14 protein-coding genes and 3 pseudogenes are annotated in these 14,262 nt (G+C 59.9%); 12 read left to right on the top strand and 5 right to left on the bottom strand.

Annotation, left to right across the window (positions count from 1 at the left end; all coding sequences use genetic code 11):
• The first annotated feature begins 3 nt into the window (after positions 1–3).
• Genes pstB through phoB form a run of 3 tightly spaced genes read left to right on the top strand, consistent with a single transcriptional unit; the run spans position 4 to position 2,248 of the window.
• The gene (gene pstB, locus D8780_RS08475) at positions 4–825 is read left to right on the top strand and encodes a phosphate ABC transporter ATP-binding protein PstB (RefSeq protein ID WP_245412305.1); all 822 of its coding nucleotides are present in this window, start codon (positions 4–6) and stop codon (positions 823–825) included.
• Between the two features lie 11 nt (positions 826–836).
• On the top strand, positions 837–1,562 hold the full coding sequence (phoU, locus tag D8780_RS08470; RefSeq protein ID WP_121645201.1) for a phosphate signaling complex protein PhoU: 726 nt from the start codon (positions 837–839) through the stop codon (positions 1,560–1,562).
• Complete coding sequence (phoB, locus tag D8780_RS08465) at positions 1,562–2,248, top strand: phosphate regulon transcriptional regulator PhoB (RefSeq protein WP_199699573.1); 687 nt, start codon at positions 1,562–1,564, stop codon at positions 2,246–2,248. Before phoU ends, phoB begins: the two co-directional genes overlap by 1 nt.
• Positions 2,249–2,254: 6 nt before the next feature.
• On the opposite strand, the gene D8780_RS08460 is transcribed toward phoB, so the two are convergent.
• The 4 genes from D8780_RS08460 to D8780_RS08445 all read right to left on the bottom strand — a co-directional run bounded on the left by D8780_RS08460 (position 2,255) and on the right by D8780_RS08445 (position 5,110).
• Complete coding sequence (locus tag D8780_RS08460; protein WP_121645199.1) at positions 2,255–2,743, bottom strand: flavodoxin family protein; 489 nt, start codon at positions 2,741–2,743, stop codon at positions 2,255–2,257.
• A gap of 13 nt (positions 2,744–2,756) precedes the next feature.
• Complete coding sequence (gene aroQ / locus D8780_RS08455) at positions 2,757–3,200, bottom strand: type II 3-dehydroquinate dehydratase (protein WP_199699572.1); 444 nt, start codon at positions 3,198–3,200, stop codon at positions 2,757–2,759.
• Positions 3,201–3,278: 78 nt separating this feature from the next.
• Positions 3,279–4,256 carry a 2-hydroxyacid dehydrogenase gene (locus tag D8780_RS08450; protein WP_121645198.1) on the bottom strand — a complete coding sequence of 326 codons (978 nt, stop codon included), beginning with the start codon at positions 4,254–4,256 and terminating at the stop codon, positions 3,279–3,281.
• Complete coding sequence (locus D8780_RS08445; protein ID WP_121645197.1) at positions 4,253–5,110, bottom strand: fumarylacetoacetate hydrolase family protein; 858 nt, start codon at positions 5,108–5,110, stop codon at positions 4,253–4,255. Before D8780_RS08445 ends, D8780_RS08450 begins: the two co-directional genes overlap by 4 nt.
• 126 nt (positions 5,111–5,236) lie before the next feature.
• On the opposite strand from D8780_RS08445, the gene D8780_RS08440 reads away from it, so the two are divergent.
• The 9 genes and pseudogenes from D8780_RS08440 to D8780_RS08405 all read left to right on the top strand — a co-directional run bounded on the left by D8780_RS08440 (position 5,237) and on the right by D8780_RS08405 (position 13,816).
• Positions 5,237–6,154 carry a DMT family transporter gene (locus D8780_RS08440; protein WP_121645196.1) on the top strand — a complete coding sequence of 306 codons (918 nt, stop codon included), beginning with the start codon at positions 5,237–5,239 and terminating at the stop codon, positions 6,152–6,154.
• 148 nt (positions 6,155–6,302) lie between these two features.
• The gene (locus D8780_RS08435; RefSeq protein WP_121645195.1) at positions 6,303–7,862 is read left to right on the top strand and encodes an ABC transporter ATP-binding protein; all 1,560 of its coding nucleotides are present in this window, start codon (positions 6,303–6,305) and stop codon (positions 7,860–7,862) included.
• A pseudogene (locus D8780_RS08430) lies at positions 7,859–8,902 on the top strand (ABC transporter permease); the annotation flags it as partial. The gene D8780_RS08435 and the pseudogene D8780_RS08430, both read left to right, overlap by 4 nt.
• Positions 8,903–9,023: 121 nt before the next feature.
• A pseudogene (locus D8780_RS08425) lies at positions 9,024–9,750 on the top strand (ABC transporter permease); the annotation flags it as partial.
• A 65-nt stretch (positions 9,751–9,815) separates the two neighbouring features.
• Positions 9,816–9,950, top strand: a pseudogene (locus D8780_RS16050) (ABC transporter permease); the annotation flags it as partial.
• Between the two features lie 37 nt (positions 9,951–9,987).
• Positions 9,988–11,067 (top strand): BMP family ABC transporter substrate-binding protein, encoded by a 1,080-nt coding sequence (locus tag D8780_RS08420; RefSeq protein ID WP_121645192.1) that lies wholly within the window; start codon positions 9,988–9,990, stop codon positions 11,065–11,067.
• Positions 11,068–11,171: 104 nt separating this feature from the next.
• The gene (gene thiD, locus D8780_RS08415) at positions 11,172–12,002 is read left to right on the top strand and encodes a bifunctional hydroxymethylpyrimidine kinase/phosphomethylpyrimidine kinase (protein WP_245412304.1); all 831 of its coding nucleotides are present in this window, start codon (positions 11,172–11,174) and stop codon (positions 12,000–12,002) included.
• 31 nt (positions 12,003–12,033) lie between these two features.
• Complete coding sequence (locus D8780_RS08410) at positions 12,034–12,933, top strand: Crp/Fnr family transcriptional regulator (protein WP_121645190.1); 900 nt, start codon at positions 12,034–12,036, stop codon at positions 12,931–12,933.
• A gap of 112 nt (positions 12,934–13,045) precedes the next feature.
• Positions 13,046–13,816, top strand: coding sequence for an enoyl-CoA hydratase (locus D8780_RS08405; RefSeq protein WP_121645189.1), 771 nt, complete (start codon positions 13,046–13,048; stop codon positions 13,814–13,816).
• A 53-nt stretch (positions 13,817–13,869) separates the two neighbouring features.
• On the opposite strand, the gene D8780_RS08400 is transcribed toward D8780_RS08405, so the two are convergent.
• Positions 13,870–14,238 (bottom strand): ArsR/SmtB family transcription factor, encoded by a 369-nt coding sequence (locus tag D8780_RS08400; RefSeq protein ID WP_121645188.1) that lies wholly within the window; start codon positions 14,236–14,238, stop codon positions 13,870–13,872.
• Positions 14,239–14,262: the final 24 nt, after the last annotated feature.

Raw genomic sequence — 14,262 nt, 5'->3', positions numbered from 1 at the left:
GTCATGGACGCTATGGCTCATACGGAAACGGCACAGTCGTCAAAGCCCGTCACACAATCGGCAGCCGATACGGCTAAGATCGCCGCTCGTTCGGTCGATGTCTTTTACGGCAACAACCACGCCATCAAGGACGTCAACGTCGATATCGACGATAAGACGGTCACGGCCTTCATCGGACCGTCGGGATGCGGCAAATCGACCTTTTTGCGGTGCCTGAACCGCATGAACGACACGATCGATATTGCACGGATCGAGGGAGACATCCTTCTCGATGGCGAGGATATCTACGACAAGCGGGTCGATCCGGTTCAGCTCCGCGCCCGTGTCGGGATGGTTTTCCAGAAGCCCAATCCGTTTCCCAAGTCGATCTACGACAACGTGGCTTACGGCCCCCGCATTCATGGGATGACCAAGAACCGGTCGGAGCTTGACGATGTGGTCGAGGCGTCTTTGCGGCGTGCGGCGCTTTGGGACGAGGTGAAGGACAGGCTGAAGGAATCCGGCACCGGCATGTCGGGCGGCCAGCAGCAGCGCCTTTGCATCGCTCGCGCGGTGGCCACGCAGCCCGAGGTTCTCCTGATGGATGAGCCGTGCTCGGCACTCGATCCGATCGCAACCGCTCAGATCGAGGAGCTGATCGATGAATTGCGACAGAATTTCTGTGTGGTGATCGTGACCCACTCCATGCAGCAGGCTGCGCGTGTCAGCCAGAAGACCGCCTTCTTCCATCTGGGCGATCTTGTCGAATACGGTGATACGGAGAAGATATTCAATTCACCGGATGACAAGCGCACCGAGAGCTACATTACCGGCCGTATCGGCTGAGCGAGGACCCCGTGAACGAGAAACCGCATATTTCATCTGCCTTCGACCGGGATCTGGAGACGATCCAGGCCAAGCTCATGCGTATGGGCGGGTGCGTGGAAAACGCTATCCGCAATTCCGCCCAGGCTCTGCGTACTCGCGATCTTGAACTTGCCGATCGCGTTCGCCAGGACGATCGAACCATCGATGAGCTGGAGCAGGAGGTCAATGAGGACTGCGCGCGGCTCGTGGCGCTGCGGCAGCCTGTTTCTTCCGACCTGCGGCTTGCCCTTTCGGTCATGAAGATTGCCGGCAACCTGGAACGCGTCGGCGATTATGCCAAGAACATGGCCAAACGCACCAGCCTTCTGGCCGAAATGAACCCGGTCAACGGCGCGACCGGTTCCTTGCAGCGCATGTCGAACGAAGTTCTGGTCATGCTGTCCGATGCGCTGGATGCCTATATTCGGCAGGACCAGGCTCTGGCCGAGAAGGTGCGTCATCGCGATCTCGAAGTCGATCAGATGTACAATGCCATCTTCCGCGAGTTCCTGACCTTCATGATGGAAGACCCGCGGAACATCTCGGCCTGCATGCATCTGCATTTCATTGCCAAGAACATCGAGCGGATGGGCGATCATGTGACGTCCATCGCCGAACAGGCCATCTATCTGGTCTCCGGTGAATTGCCGTCCGATGACCGGCCGAAGGCGAACGCTCCGGTCCACATGGCCGAGAACTCCGAGACGGAAATCTGATGGGTAGCCGCGCGTCCATTCTGATTGTCGAGGACGAGCCGGCCCAGCGCGAGGTTCTGCGTTACAACCTCGTTGCGGAAGGGTTTGATGTCCTTTTGGCGGAGACGGGCGACGAGGCGCTGGAGAGATTGGCCGAGACCCAGCCGGATCTTGTCGTTCTGGACTGGATGCTGCCGGGCATATCGGGCATCGAGATATGCCGCCAGATCAAGTCGGGGCGCGAGAGCCGCAATACGCCGGTCATCATGCTTTCTGCCCGCACGGAGGAAGGCGATCGCGTGCGCGGCCTCGATATCGGCGCGGACGATTACATCACCAAGCCATTTTCCGTTGCGGAACTGATTGCACGGATCCGCAAGGAGCTTCGGCGGACGCATCCCGTTTCGGTTGGCGAGCGGCTTGAGCATGATGATCTGATCCTTGATGCCGGTCGGCATCTTGTGGAGCGAAGTGGCCAGCGCATCTCGCTGAGCACGACCGAGTTTCGCCTTCTGTCTGTTCTGATCGAACGGCCGGGGCGGGTCTTCAGCCGCGAACAGCTTCTCAACCGGGTCTGGGGACATGATCTGGACGTGGAAACGCGGACAGTCGATGTGCATGTCGGCCGGCTTCGCAAAGCGCTGCGCCAGCATGGCGGTGAGGATCCGATCCGCACCGTTCGCGGCGAAGGTTATGCGCTCGGCTAGCAGCCTTCAGAAAACGCCCAGCGCGAGCCCCGCAGCGAGTGTCTGGCCAAGTTCGGCGCAACGATCGAGTTCGTCCTTCGGAATGGTCTTGTCTGACAGGATCTTTTCTCTGGAATCGGCGTGAGTGCAGACGATAAGCGGTTCCGCCACGGCTTTCAGCCGCCAACCCTGGGCGATCCGCGCGGTCTGCCGGGCCGCATTCTCCCCGTCCGTTCCCGCGCAGACCATTTGCGCATAGGGCCGGCCTTCGATCTTGGCCAGAACATCGTAATAGGTCCGGTCGTAGAAATCCTTCATCATCCCGGCGATCGCGGCGAGGTTTTCCGGTGCGGCGAAGATGTAGCCATCCGCTGCCAGGATGTCCTCAGAGCCGGATTCTTCGGCCGCTTTGACCACTAAATCCACATCTTCACGGCGCGCCGCGTCGGCTGCCGCTTCCACCATCTGCCGAGTGCCCCCGGTTTTCGAATGGTAGACGATCAGCAGGGTGTTCATTCAGGTATCCGGTTCAGCCTTTTGCCGCGAGAACTGAAACAATCCGACGCGCCGCAAGGTCGTAACCCTGTACGCCGCATCCTACGATGATTCCATCGGCACGACCGCTGATATAGGAATGATGGCGGAATTCTTCGCGCTTGTGGATGTTGGAGATGTGCACCTCGAACACGTGGCCGCTATAGGCGTTGAGAGCATCCAGCAGCGCAATGGATGTGTGTGTGAAAGCGCCGGGATTGATGATGATGGCGTCGCAGTTGCCGCGCGCCTCGTGCACCCAGTCGATCAGCTCATATTCGCGATTGGACTGTTCGGCGCGTAGTTCGTGGCCATGTTCCGTCATGATGGCGCGGACGGAGGCTTCCACGTCCGCCAGGGTCTCATGGCCGTAGACGTCCGGCTCCCGGTCGCCAAGCAGGTTCAGGTTCGGCCCGTTGAGAAGAAGGATTTTGGCCACCAAGGCTCTCCAGTTCCGGTCGATCGTCAATCCCGCAGAGCTTTCAATGAAGATGCCGGGGACTGCAAGGCCAAGCGTTTATCGTTCGGCCATCTGTGCATAATCCATGCTCTCGCGCACCGGCGTGATCACTCTGCCCTCCTGAAGAAATTTCTGAATGTTCTCAATCAGAAGATCCGCCATTGCATCGCGCGAGAAGGGTGTGGCGCTGGCGATGTGCGGTGTTAGAACCACATTGTCGGCGCTCCGCAAGGAAGACGGCACATTCGGTTCATCGGCAAAAACATCGAGGCCCGCCCCCGCGATCGTGCCGTTTTCCAGTGCCGCGATCAGCGCCGGTTCATCGACAACGCTGCCACGCGCCACATTGATGAGATAGCCGTTTTCGCCGAGCTCTTCGAGAACACCGGCATCGACGAGATGGTGTGTCTCCCTGCCGCCGGGTATGATCACGATGAGTGCGTCGGAGGCCCGCGCCATCGCATTCAGATCGGAGTGGTAATCGTAATCCACCGCTTTGCTATGCCGGGTGTGGTAGAGAATGGTGCAGCCGAAAGCCTCCAGCCGCCGGGCGATCGCCATTCCTATATTGCCGAGACCGAGCATGCCGATCGTCATCCGATGAACCGACGGTCGCAATTGGCTCCTTTGCCGCTTGCGCCATCCGTCGTTTCGAACAAGACGATCTTCCGGAAGCAGCCCGCGCACGGTCGCGAGCAGAAGCAGAACGGCCATGTCCGCTACATCTTCATCCAGCACTCCGGGTGTGTTGGTGACGACGATCCTTCTGTCTGTCGCAGCCCGCATATCGATGCCGTCATAACCGACGCCGTAATTGGCGATCATGCGCAAGTTCGGGAACTGGCCAATCAGATCGGCGTCGATTCCATGTGTAAAGACGGCGAGGATTTCAATCTTGTCGGCTTCACTTTGCAACAATTGCGGCAGCGTGGCGTCATCCGGCCCTTCGACGTGGTACACCGGCGCACCGGTACGCTTCTGAATGGCAGAAATCCGTTCCTTCGATGGGGTGCCGAACACCAGAATCGAACTCATCGCGGTGCCTCGTCCATCCGAACGGTCTGGCGCTGAATTCCGAGCCCTTCCACTTCGAGCTCCATCACGTCGCCCGGTTTGAGATAGACCGGTTCGGGCTTCCTGCCCATGCCGACACCGGGCGGTGTGCCGGTGGCGATCACGTCGCCGGGGTGAAGCGTGAAAAGCTCGGACAGATGAGCAATAATCTGGGCGACCGTGAACACCATTGTCCGCGTCGAGCCATTTTGCATAGTTTCGCCATTGACGGTGCATCGCAGAGAAAGATTCTGCGGATCAGGCACTTCGTCGGGAGTCACAAGCCAGGGGCCGATCGGCCCAAAGGTGTCGCAGCTCTTGCCCTTGGTCCACTGGCCCGACAATCTGCCCTGAAAACGCCGCTCGGAAACGTCATTGATCGTGCAATAGCCCGCGATGTGAGAGAGAGCATCGGCTTCGGAAACGTATTTGGCCGCCTTGCCGATCACCACGCCGAGCTCGACCTCCCAATCGGACCGTTTCGAGCCACGCGGCAAAACCACATCGTCATGAGGACCATTGATGGCACTCGTCGCCTTCATGAAGAGAATGGGGTGTTCGGGCAGGTCGGATCCGGTCTCGGCGGCATGATCGGCATAGTTGAGGCCGATGCACATGAACTTGCCAACCTGGCCGACCGGCGGCCCCAACCGGGGCGTGCCTTCAACGGGCGGCAGGTCTGTCGGTGACAGCGCGGCGATGCGGGCGAGGCTTTCCGGCGCCAGGATTGCGCCTGTGATATCGCCGAGCTGCCCGGACAAGTCACGCAAGGTTCCTTCAGCGTCGATCAGCCCCGGCCTTTCCTTGCCTCTTTCGCCGTATCGCACCAGCTTCATCGCTCGCCGCCTTTCGAAATTTGCGTATTGCACGACGAGATAGAACGGGGCAGTTGAGGGTCAAAGTCCTCTTTTGTCTGACCAAGGTGCTGAGCAGGCTGGGCTGAATCGGTCGGAGTAGAGCGCATGGTTGGGCTGGCATCACGCGAAAGGGAGGATCGTCTGACACTGGCGATCCTCATGGTACTGGCGGCGTACGCTATTTTTTCCGCCGTCGATACGAGCGCCAAGTGGATGGGGCAGGCGGGTCTCGCTGCACTGCAGATCGCCTTCATGCGGTATGCCGTGCACCTTGTTCTAACCATCGGGCTCATCGGTCGCGGCGGACTGACCATCGAACGGTTCGCCACCGAAAAGCCGGCTCTTGTCGTCACGCGGGCGCTTTTCCTGATCGGCTCGTCTGTCTCCAACTTCATCGCGGTTCGCTACCTGCCACTGACTCTGACCGCGACCATCGGTTTCTCCGCCCCGATCATCGTCTGTGCTCTTTCCGGCCCGATACTCGGAGAGCGCGTCGGAATATGGCGATGGTCCGCCATCATGGTCGGTTTCGGTGGCCTTCTGGTCGCAATCCGGCCGTTTGGCGCCGATCTGCACTGGGCCGTGCTCATCTCGATCTTCACGCCGTTCTGTATGGCGATGTATGCGCTTCTGACGCGGCGGCTTTCCGGAACAGTATCGCCGACGACCATGCAGTTTTACGGCGGTCTTGTCGGCACGATCGTCCTTGCTCCCTTCGCCATCTATTATTGGCAGCAGCCGGATCAGCCACTCGAATGGGTTCTCCTCTTCGGCATCGGTTTGCTCGGCTGGGGCGGCCATGAGATCTTCTCGCGGGCACACGGCTTTGCCGAGGCCGGTGTACTGACGCCATTTTCCTATTCGTTCCTGATCTGGATGGCCTTGTGGAGCGCACTGATTTTCAGCCAGTATCCCGACGGGCTTACGATCGCCGGGGCTCTCGTGGTCAGCGGTGCAGGGCTGTTCATCTGGGCGCGGGAGAGACGTCTCGCCAAAGCCCGGCGCATGGACTTCAACCGGTAAAGCCTGCCATAATTTTGTGCACTGCAAAATTCTACGGCAGTTTTCTCTTGACCGGAAGCTGGCCATGCAGGAACCTTGAAGCTTATGTGCCTGAACCAAGGCCGCACGGAAGCGGTAAAGAGGGAAGCTGACGATCTTGCAGGGGGAAATGAGCAACGAAACGGCAATGCTCTCGGTGGAAGGGCTCACCAAGCGCTTCGGTTCACTTCTCGCCAATGACGACGTCGACCTCGTTATTCAGCCTGGGGAAATTCATGCCCTTCTCGGTGAGAACGGCGCCGGGAAATCGACCTTCGTGAAAATGCTCTTCGGCTCTCTTCGCCCCGATGAGGGAGTGATCCGCTGGGAAGGCGAGCCGGTCCATATTCATACACCGGCCGAGGCGCGGTCCCTCGGCATTGGTATGGTCTTTCAGCATTTTTCGCTTTTCGAAGCGCTGACCGCCGGCGAGAATATCGCCCTTGCCTTCGAGGGGGGCGGCACCGGGCGCGGCGCGATCGGGCAAAAGGCCCGAGAGATTTCGGAGGTCTATGGACTGCCGATCGATCCGAATGCGCTTGTCGGCGAGCTTTCCGTCGGTGAACGGCAGCGTATCGAGATCGTCCGCTGCCTGATGCAGGATCCAGAGCTGATCATTCTGGACGAACCCACGTCGGTCCTGACGCCGCAAGAGGCGGAGAAGCTTTTCGAAACGCTGGAGCGACTGCGCGGGGAGGGCCGGAGCGTCCTCTATATCAGCCACAGGCTGGACGAGGTGCGCCGCTTGTGCGACCGCGCGACCGTTCTTCGCCATGGCAAGGTCGTTGCTCATTGCACGCCAAGCGATGAAACCGCTTCCAGTCTGGCTGCAATGATGGTGGGGGAGGAAGTTGCCGGTTTTTCGCGGAGCGGCGCGACCGCAGCCGGCGACAACCGCATCCTCCTCCAATTAAATGCGCTTTCGTTGCCGGCGGCATCGCCCTTTGCGGTGCCGCTGAATGGTATCGATCTGTCCGTTCCTGCTGGCATGGTGATCGGGATTGCGGGTGTTGCCGGCAACGGCCAGGGCGAACTTTTCGAGGCGCTTTCCGGTGAGGTGCTGCAGGCCAAGGCCGATATGGTCTCGATTGATGGCGCACCGGCGGGTCAGATGGACATTGAAGGCCGGCGGGCTCTCGGCGCGGCTTTCGTGCCTGAAGAGCGGCTTGGCCACGGCGCGGCGCCTGCGATGCCCTTGACCGACAATCTGTTTCTCTCCCGGCACGGGACCGATCGTGGCTCTTTCACCGGGTCGATCGGCAACATTTTGAAAACGAAACTGAAATCGGTCGCCGCAAAGATTTCGGAGGCCATGGACGTTCGCAAGGGTGCACCGGACCCGCAGGCTTCTGCTCTTTCGGGTGGAAACCTGCAGAAATTTCTGGTCGGTCGCGAACTGGACCGAAATCCCAAGCTCATCATCATCAATCAGCCGACATGGGGTGTCGATGCCGGTGCTGCTGCGCGTATCCGGGCCGCTCTGGTGGATGTTGCTCGCCGCGGCGGAGCGGTGCTGGCGATCAGTCAGGATCTGGACGAACTTTTCGAGATCGCCGATGCCATCGCCGTGATGCATCATGGACGCTTGTCGCATCCCGTGCCTATCGAGCAGGCGACGCGTGAAAGGATCGGTCTTCTCATGGGAGGCGCCGACCCCGACCATACAGAGCTGAACGAGGCGCTTCTATGATCGCGCTCCAAAAACGCCCCAATCCGTCGCCGGTCTTTGCCGCGCTTTCGCCCTTCATCGCTTTGGCGCTCACATTGATTGCCGGGTTCATCCTCTTTGTCGCCATCGGCAAGGATCCCGGTGCGGCGCTCTATGCCTATTTCGTCGAGCCTCTGACGGAGGGTTGGTCGCTACACGAACTGGCCGTGAAAGCGACCCCTCTCATCCTGATCGGGGCCGGCCTCTGTATCGCGTTCCTCTCCGGGAACTGGAATATCGGCGCTGAGGGCCAATTGGTGATGGGCGCCATCGCGGGCGCCGCAGTACCGGTTCTGATGCCGGAGTTTCGCAACATTCTCACGCTGCCTCTGATGTTGCTTCTCGGCATGGCGGGTGGCGCGCTATGGGGCGCGATCCCTGGCCTTCTGAAATCGAAATTCGGAACCAGTGAAATCCTGACCAGTCTGATGCTGGTCTACGTCGCACAGTTGTTTCTGGATTGGCTGGTTCGCGGTCCGTGGCGCGATCCGGCGGGTTATAATTTTCCGCAAACGGTGCGGTTTTCGCCGGAGGCGACGATGCCGGCTATCGACTATGCGTCGGGCCGCGCTCATTGGGGCTTCGCCGTCGCGGTCGTTATTGCGCTGGCGCTCTGGTTCATGCTGGCCAAGACGCGGCGGGGTTTTGCGCTTCGGGTCACGGGGCAGAGCCCGCGCGCGGCACGGTTCGGCGGTTTTTCCCCGGGTCGGATGACGATGTTTGCCTTTCTTCTGTCGGGTGCCCTTGCGGGTCTCGCCGGTATCATTGAGGTGTCCGGCGCGATCGGCCAGTTGCGTCCGATCATTTCACCCGGCTACGGCTTTACCGCCATCATCGTCGCGTTTCTCGGCCGGCTTAATCCAGCAGGCGCTATTCTGGCGGGGCTTGTGCTCGCACTTTCCTATCTCGGAGGAGAGGCGGCTCAGATTTCGCTCGGCGTTTCCGACAAGATCGCTCGCGTGTTTCAGGGCATGATCCTCTTTTTCGTGCTCGGTTGCGATACGCTCATTCAATATCGTATCGGCCTGAAACGACGGTCCGGCGGAAGCGGGGAGGGGGCAGAAACGCCTGCCGCTACGGTCGGGCCGGAGCAGAAGCGCGACATCGACCCGGCAGCGGGCGCCGTTCCGGAGGCAGGCCGCCATGCTTGAAGCGATCCTCATTTCCATTGCCACCGCAGCCACGCCGCTCTTCCTTGCCGCGATAGGAGAGCTCGTCGCCGAGCGCGCCGGTGTTCTCAATCTCGGGGTCGAAGGCATGATGGCGATGGGAGCCGTGACCGGCTTTGCCGTCGCTCTTGCCACCGGCTCCCCCATGCTCGGCGCTTTGGCGGCGATTGTGGTCGGTGCGCTGTTCTCGCAGCTTTTCGCGTTTCTCACGCTATCCTTGGCCTCCAACCAGGTGGCCACGGGTCTGGCGCTGACTCTTCTGGGGCTCGGCGTCTCCGGGCAGATCGGCGAAGCCTATGTGGGGCAGCCCGGCGTCCGCATGGACCCGGTCTTTCTCGGTCTCGATCCGATCTTCTGGTTTTCCCTGGTTTTGCTGGTGGCCGTGGCCTGGTTCCTTTTCCATTCCAAGGCCGGCTTGAAAGTGCGTGCGGTCGGCGACAGCCATGTGTCGGCGCATGCCCTCGGCCTGCCCGTGATCCTGATCCGCTACGCGGCCGTTGCCTTCGGCGGCGCATGCGCCGGGCTTGCGGGCGCCTATCTTAGCCTCGTCTACACGCCGCAATGGGTCGAGGCGATGACGGCCGGGCGCGGATGGATTGCGCTGGCCTTGGTGGTATTCGCGTCGTGGCGTCCGGTCCGCGTTCTTCTCGGCGCATGGCTTTTCGGCGCAATCACGATTGGCCAGCTCCAGGTGCAGGCCATGAGCCTGTCGACCATTTCCGGCCTGCCGGCACCGTTCGACACGATGATCGGCGCACTGAAGGCAGTGCCGAGCCAGTTCCTCTCTTCGCTTCCTTATCTTGCAACCGTCATCGTTCTGGTGCTGATTTCACAGAACAGACGGCTTGCAATGGTCAACACTCCGGCCTGTCTAGGCCAACCCTTCGTACCGGACCGCTAGGTTCGTCCCTTTTCGGCAATCACAGAAAGGTCTGCATATGAAAAGACTCGGTACTCTATTGGCTGCTTCAGCGGCTCTCATCCTCGCTACGGCAGGCGGTGCATCCGCTCAGATGGATAAGGTGAAGGCCTGCTTCATCTATGTCGGACCGGTTGGCGATTTCGGCTGGTCCTACCAGCATGACCAGGGCCGCCAGCAGCTCGAAGAGCAGCTTGGCGACAAGGTCGAGACGGCCTTTCTCGAAAGCGTGCCGGAAGGCGCCGATGCCGAGCGTGCGATCGAGCGTTTTGCGCGCTCGGGCTGCAACATCATCTTCACCACCTCCTTCGGCTATATGGATGCGACGAATGCCGTCGCCGGTCGGTTCCCGGACGTGAAGTTCGAGCACGCCACCGGCTATAAGCGCGAACACGACAACGTCTCCACCTACAACTCAAAATTTTACGAGGGACGTTACGTCCAGGGCGTCATCGCCGGCCAGATGACGGAGAGCAACACGATCGGCTATATCGCCTCGTTCCCCATCCCGGAGGTCGTTCGCGGCATCAACTCCTTCTTTCTCGGTGCCAAGAGCGTCAATCCAGACGTGAAGGTCAATGTCGTATGGGCCAACACCTGGTTCGATCCGGGCAAGGAAGCCGATGCGGCCAAGGCTCTGGTCGATCAGGGTGCGGATATCATCACCCAGCACACCGATTCCACGGCCCCGATGCAGGTGGCGTCCGAGCGTGGCATCAAGGCGTTCGGCCAAGCATCCGACATGATCAATTTCGGACCGGAAACCCAGCTCACCGCCATCGTGGATGATTGGGGCCCTTACTATGTCGAACGCGTGAAAGCGCTGCTGGAAGGCAATTACGAGCAGTCCGACACTTGGCACGGCTTTGCCGAAGGCAATGTCAAAATGGCGCCGTATACGAATATGCCCGATGACGTGAAGGCAGACGCCGAAGAAGCCGAGCAGAAGATCGCCGGCGACGAACTCGAGCCCTTCAGCGGACCACTGAGCAAGCAGGACGGTTCGGAGTTTCTTGCTGAAGGGGAGCGCGCCGATGACGGTACGCTGCTTGGCATGAACTTCTATGTCGAAGGGATGGAAGGCGATCTTCCACAATAAAAGCAGCATTCCGACGAAGCGGGGCCGGTGAACGATCACCGGCCCTTTTTCATAGAAACATCCTGTGCAACAAGGGATGCTACATTAGCAGAAGCAGCAAAGGTATGCTTACCCCAATGACGCCGACAGCGTTGACCATTGCAGGTTCGGATTCGGGCGGCGGCGCCGGCATTCAGGCCGATCTGAAAACATTCAGCGCGCTGGGGGTCTATGGCGCCTCGGCCATTACCGCGATCACCGCGCAAAACACGGTTGGTGTTACCGCAGTCGAGCCGATCAGGCCGGAAATCGTGGTCGGCCAGATCAAGGCCGTTCTTTCGGATATCGATGTCCACGCGATCAAGATCGGCATGCTGGGGACGGCGGAACTGACGAGAGCGGTCGCAGAGGCCATTGCAGACTATACCGGCCCCATCGTCCTCGATCCGGTCATGATTGCGAAATCCGGCGACCGGCTTCTGGCAGAAGATGCCGTGACGGCTTTGCGCGAGCACATGTTCCCGCTGGCAACTCTATTGACGCCGAACTTGCCGGAAGCTGCCGTTCTGGCGGCAGCCAGCGAGGCGACGAGCGAAGCCGAGATGGAAAATCAGGGCAGGGACCTTCTCGCTGAAGGCTGCTCCGCGGTTCTCGTCAAGGGCGGGCATGCCAGCGGGCCGATCTGCACCGATCTTCTGGTCCGGCAAGAGGGTGCGACCAGTGCTTTCCGCGCCAAACGGCTGGATACGACCAATACGCACGGCACCGGTTGCACGTTGTCCTCGGCCATCGCCGCCGAGCTGGCAAAAGGCTCCGATCTGGAAACAGCCGTCAGGCTGGCTCACGACTGGCTTTCCCGGGCGATCGCCGCCGCTGACGAGCTTTCGATCGGCCGCGGTAACGGGCCGGTTCACCATTTCTTTGATTTGTGGAATGTTGAGGGTGTTCACGCCTGATTTCAGGCGGCGGTCCGAGGGGAGCGAGAGTATGTCTGTACAAATCGATGGTAAGGGCGGCTCTGAGCGCCATCGATCGAGCTATAATGTCGGGCCCTATCTGCTGAATGGACGCGATCACGGTCAGTTGACCGATGAAGAGAAGGCCGTGCTTTCCGAGATCGTGCTGGAGGAGAGGCTTGTTCCGGCGCGGCATACACTCGTCCGTCACGGCGACAAGCTGGACTTTTCGATGCTGTGTCTTGAGGGGATCATTTCCCGGTTTCTCGATGATAGCAGCGGTCGCCGTCAGCTTCTTTCGATCCACTTTGCTGGCGATTTTCTGGATCTGCATGCCTATCCACTGAAATCGCTGGATCACGATGTCGGCTCGCTGACCGATGTGCGCGTCGCGCTGATCCGCCATTCCGACCTGGAAGCCTTGCAGCATGAGTCGCCCTCGATCATGAGGAAGCTCTGGTTCGCAACCCTTCTGGACGCAGCGCTTCATCGCAAATGGGTCTGGCGCCTGGGACGACTTCGAGCGGTTTCACGGGTTGCCCACTTCTTCTGCGAGTGTCATGCGCGGATGACAGGTGTAGGGCTCTCCGATGGGACGTCCTTTGAACTGGGGCTTACACAGGCCGATCTCGCCGATGTATCCGGCCTGACTGTTGTTCACACCAACCGCGTCCTGCGTGAGCTTCGAGAGCGCGGCCTTGCAACCTTCCGAGATAACACCGTTGAGATCAGCGATCTCGGTGGCCTCTGGAAGCTCGCTCAATTCGACCCGGGCTATCTCTATCTGAGTGAAGAAGCCCTGCAGAGGGTCTGGTCCTGCGGAGAGATCGAACGCCCTGACTTCGCGTCTCATACCGATTTCGGCGACCATACCGGTCTCAGCATCGGCGGCTTCGATGACAGGCCGAACGGATCGCACAAGACTATCTGAAAGATCGTCGAAACAATTTGATTGTAGCGCCCTCATTGAGGCTTGCGGGCGACCGGTGATAGGTCAACCATTGCCGCTAGAGCTACTCGCGGAATCATAGGGAGATATTTACATGGCAGTCGTCGAAACCCGCACGGAAGGGGATGTTGGCATTCTGACCGTCAACCGGCCAGAGGCGCTAAACGCCGTGAATGATGAAGTGATCGACGGGCTGGTGGAAGCTGTCGAGGCATTTGACGCCGACGAGCGGATCGGCGCCATGATTATCACCGGTGGCGGCGAGAAGGCGTTCATTGCCGGGGCTGATATCAAGGCGATGTCCGAGCGCAGCTACATGGACATGTTCATGAACAGCAAGATGAACGAGTTGACGCGCCTGACGCGCGTGCGCAAACCGATCATCGCCGCTGTCAACGGCTTTGCATTGGGCGGAGGCTGCGAAATCGCGATGATGTGTGATCTGGTGATCGCATCGGAAAAGGCGAAGTTCGGCCAGCCTGAGATACGTCTCGGCGTGATCCCCGGCTGGGGCGGGACGCAGCGGCTGACACGCGCCATCGGCAAGGCGAAGGCCATGGATCTTGTCCTGACGGGGCGAATGATGGATGCGCAAGAAGCCGAGCGTTCCGGACTGGTATCGAGGATCGTGCCGCCGGAAAGCCTGATGGAAACCGCAATCGAGGCTGCGCAGGCAATTGCCGGATTCGGACGCCCTGCGGTCATGGTCGCCAAGGAAGCGGTCAACCGGGCTCAGGAAACGACGCTGGCAGAAGGCCTGTTGTTCGAGCAGCGGCTGTTCTATTCGCTGTTTGCGACCGAAGATCAGAAGGAAGGCATGGCCGCCTTCATCGAGAAGCGGCAGCCGAGCTTCAAGAACAAGTAGCGTTGCTGCATTTCAAGATCGAAGCGCCGGCGTCCGAAGGGCCCGGCGCTTTTTCATTCCGCCGCCGACTTTTCCGCCGCATCCGCCGGTTCGTCACCGCAGAACATATCGTAGATGTGTTCGATCAGCTTGGAGGTGGCGGGGTCGGCAATGGAGTAGAAAATCATTCTGCCTTCACGCCGCGTGCCGACGAGTGCGTCGGCACGCAAACGAGCGAGCTGCTGGCTGACGCCCGCCTGGGGCATCTGTAGGATAGTCTCAAGCTCGGAGACGGACTTTTCGCCCTGAGAGAGAATGCAAAGAATGATCAGGCGAGATTCGTGTGAAAGCGCTTTCAGGTAATCCGCTGCTCGGCGCGCATTTTCCAGATAAGTGGATTGCAGATGTTTGGGTGTGTCGGCACTCAATTTGGGCAGGGGCATGGGATCGACCGGTTCAGGGGGCAA

The organism is Notoacmeibacter ruber, assembly GCF_003668555.1.
GTDB classification, from domain to species: Bacteria; Pseudomonadota; Alphaproteobacteria; order Rhizobiales; family Rhizobiaceae; genus Notoacmeibacter; species Notoacmeibacter ruber.
This window is presented reverse-complemented; position numbering and strand designations above follow the sequence as displayed.

Coding starts and splice junctions, on each gene's coding strand:
- pstB (WP_245412305.1), top strand. CDS start 4: ATGGACGCTATGGCTCATACGGAAACGGCACAGTCGTCAAAGCCCGTC.
- phoB (WP_199699573.1), top strand. CDS start 1,562: ATGGGTAGCCGCGCGTCCATTCTGATTGTCGAGGACGAGCCGGCCCAG.
- D8780_RS08460 (WP_121645199.1), bottom strand. CDS start 2,743: ATGAACACCCTGCTGATCGTCTACCATTCGAAAACCGGGGGCACTCGG.
- D8780_RS08450 (WP_121645198.1), bottom strand. CDS start 4,256: ATGAGTTCGATTCTGGTGTTCGGCACCCCATCGAAGGAACGGATTTCT.
- D8780_RS08445 (WP_121645197.1), bottom strand. CDS start 5,110: ATGAAGCTGGTGCGATACGGCGAAAGAGGCAAGGAAAGGCCGGGGCTG.
- D8780_RS08440 (WP_121645196.1), top strand. CDS start 5,237: ATGGTTGGGCTGGCATCACGCGAAAGGGAGGATCGTCTGACACTGGCG.
- D8780_RS08435 (WP_121645195.1), top strand. CDS start 6,303: ATGAGCAACGAAACGGCAATGCTCTCGGTGGAAGGGCTCACCAAGCGC.
- D8780_RS08420 (WP_121645192.1), top strand. CDS start 9,988: ATGAAAAGACTCGGTACTCTATTGGCTGCTTCAGCGGCTCTCATCCTC.
- thiD (WP_245412304.1), top strand. CDS start 11,172: ATGCTTACCCCAATGACGCCGACAGCGTTGACCATTGCAGGTTCGGAT.
- D8780_RS08410 (WP_121645190.1), top strand. CDS start 12,034: ATGTCTGTACAAATCGATGGTAAGGGCGGCTCTGAGCGCCATCGATCG.
- D8780_RS08405 (WP_121645189.1), top strand. CDS start 13,046: ATGGCAGTCGTCGAAACCCGCACGGAAGGGGATGTTGGCATTCTGACC.
- D8780_RS08400 (WP_121645188.1), bottom strand. CDS start 14,238: ATGCCCCTGCCCAAATTGAGTGCCGACACACCCAAACATCTGCAATCC.